This window comes from Microcoleus sp. C2D2, from assembly GCF_036702495.1.
In the GTDB taxonomy this organism is placed as follows: Bacteria; Cyanobacteriota; Cyanobacteriia; order Cyanobacteriales; family Microcoleaceae; genus Microcoleus.
On the sequence record NZ_JAUBTO010000339.1, the window covers coordinates 1 to 2,415 of the forward strand.

Sequence of the window (2,415 nt, forward strand, 5' to 3'; positions counted from 1 at the left end):
AATACAGCAGCCTGTTCAGCCTTAGTATCAGGTGCGTCTACATTAGTAGATGTTTCTGCATCCGCCTTCAAAGGTAACGGGTAAGTTTTCCCGCCCTTAATTGTGTACTGAGCGTAAATCTCAGTTGCACTAGGGGCAGCAGATGTGCGTTGAATTTTTCCGTCAGGAATGTATTCTGCCAACGCTTCTCCAATTTGTGAAACAGTAACACCACTAGGAAAAGTTAAACTAATAGTCCTGTTAGTTTTTTTAGCTTTAGCCCCAGTTTTTAACGTTACTGTCTTGGCTCGAGGGGAAGCATCAGGAGTATAGCTAATTTTGCCCGCCGGGACTGTAATATCTGTGGCTACACCCGCTGCGTTCAGCACGGACTTTGTATATCCTTTTCTATCTCGGTTTGCTTCTCCTGATGGTACATATTGTTTGGCAACAATATCGAGAAAATCTGCAACACGAGAGGTACAAGTAAAAGTACCCACTAAATTTTCTAGTGCTGCGTCTTTAGTTTCTTCCGATTGGTCTTGCCCTCTGTAGCCGATTATAAATGCTAATCTTCCCATAAACACTCCTTTCAAATTTATTATTTTGATTGTAGTCGATAAAATTAAATGTTTTATCCAAAAAAGTTATGTTCAAACCCTACAGGTTTGCACAATTATTTTTGTGCTAGCCTGTACTTATAAAAGTTTGATTTTGATTGTAATTTTATGCCTCAAAAATCTGCTACCAAGCGCCTTACCCTCGATGCTGACGAACCGTCTCTACTTTTTGCGATTAATGATTTGCTATCCACGGGCGGTATTGACTTTGACGAATGGTGGGAAGAGTTTTCTAAACCACCCGTGAGTAAAACTGGAAAAGAAGTAGAAATTTGGACTAAACCCAAATTTATTGACACTACTCCAAAAAACAAAAGTGGTGTTGGTAGGTGGATTAAATATTTTCCCGACAAGGAAGATGAAAACACGTTTTACCATTTGTCCGGTACTGACCGAGACTTGGTGTATCACATTAACGCTATTGGGTATCAACAAAACGGAAGTAGTGAGTCTATTCCTAGTAAAAACGGTCAACCGTTGTTAAAAGGTTATCCTCGTATTAAACTAACTTTTTATTCAAAAGACCGTATCAAAGCAGAAAAAGGTATTAGGTGTGTTGGCTATACCGACAGTCCCGATATAGCTCAACGTGGTTTGGCTGATTTAATCAAGCCTGCGGATGTTTTGAATTGGTCTAAAAAAATTAAGAGTATTTTTGGGGATGCTGATTATTGCTGGAAAAAAGGCACAGAATGTGTAACTTATAGTGGTCAAATAGCACGACTACAAGGACTAGACAATTGGGCATTAGTACCCAATAAATCTGAAGGGATTAAACTGTTTACGGCTATGCTTAAGATATTTGACGCTACACCCGATTTAGACGGATTTAATCTAAGTGGCAAAACAAATAAATCTCAATTTGACAAAACACTGCGTACTACCACGGTTTTGAACAAACAAGTCAAGTTAAATCCAGAACGCCCAGTAATTGACTGCTACTTTTATTCCGCCAGTTTACAGTTGCCCTTGCTAAACAAGCCCATCCCGTTGGTCAAGCGAAACGTGATTCTTTATAAATGAGAGTATTTGAGTGTATTTCTGAGCTTAGCCGCCTAACACGGGCGGCTATTTGTAAAAAAGAACTAAAGATGGCTGATTTTAGGACTTGACGTGAGGCGGGTTGTTGTGCGATCGTCGTAACAATACAACACCCTTACGGCGCGTCAACGCTTTCAGGGTGCATTTGCCTCCAGTTCTCTTACAACTCTTGGCTCTTTTATTATGTCACAACAGTCCGCTTCGCGTACCCCACGTTCGCAATTTTTAACGTACTCGTGGGACACCCCTCTGGCGCTTCGCTGGTATCGGGATGCCGTGTTTGATGGTATTTCCCACTCACAAGCATTTAGCGCGCTCGATATCGGCACTCAGGTCGCTCGCTGGCTGCACTACTACCAAGCACCCGTGCTATTGCCCGAACAGGTGGACGCCTTTTACGGCGTTGAGCCGAAAACTACCGACAGGTTAATCCGCAATTTTGAAGCACAACTCAGTAGTGATGGGATGTTTTGTTGTCCCGAAACCTTTTTAGTACACGCAGAACCTATATTAGGGCTGTGCTGGATAGGCAAACCTCACCTTAATTACTTACTGCCCCCACGGGCGGTACTTAAGCTAGCTTGCTGGATGCCAGCTACCAAAAATACAATGCGAACACTGTCTCGAATTAACACTTTTGCGCGGTCGGGTTACGAGCCACTACCCGAACCCGTTAGAATGACCCAGCACTACCAAGCGGTCATTACTCACAAGTTAAGCTAAAAGCACTATTGTCAATGAGTAAAATTACTCATCTTTTACCTGTTGACCCAAT

Annotated in this window: 3 protein-coding genes; 2 read left to right on the forward strand and 1 reads right to left on the reverse strand. The window is 42.2% G+C overall.

The features are described 5' to 3' along the window. Positions 1–560, reverse strand: a 560-nt coding sequence (locus QUB61_RS38910; RefSeq protein ID WP_333136759.1) for a hypothetical protein, incomplete at its 3' end; no start/stop codon positions are given. 147 nt (positions 561–707) lie between these two features. Between QUB61_RS38910 and QUB61_RS38915 the strand changes: the two genes are divergently transcribed. Then, the gene (locus tag QUB61_RS38915; protein ID WP_333136757.1) at positions 708–1,622 is read left to right on the forward strand and encodes a hypothetical protein; all 915 of its coding nucleotides are present in this window, start codon (positions 708–710) and stop codon (positions 1,620–1,622) included. A gap of 201 nt (positions 1,623–1,823) precedes the next feature. Beyond that, complete coding sequence (locus tag QUB61_RS38920) at positions 1,824–2,363, forward strand: hypothetical protein (RefSeq protein ID WP_333136755.1); 540 nt, start codon at positions 1,824–1,826, stop codon at positions 2,361–2,363. Positions 2,364–2,415: the final 52 nt, after the last annotated feature.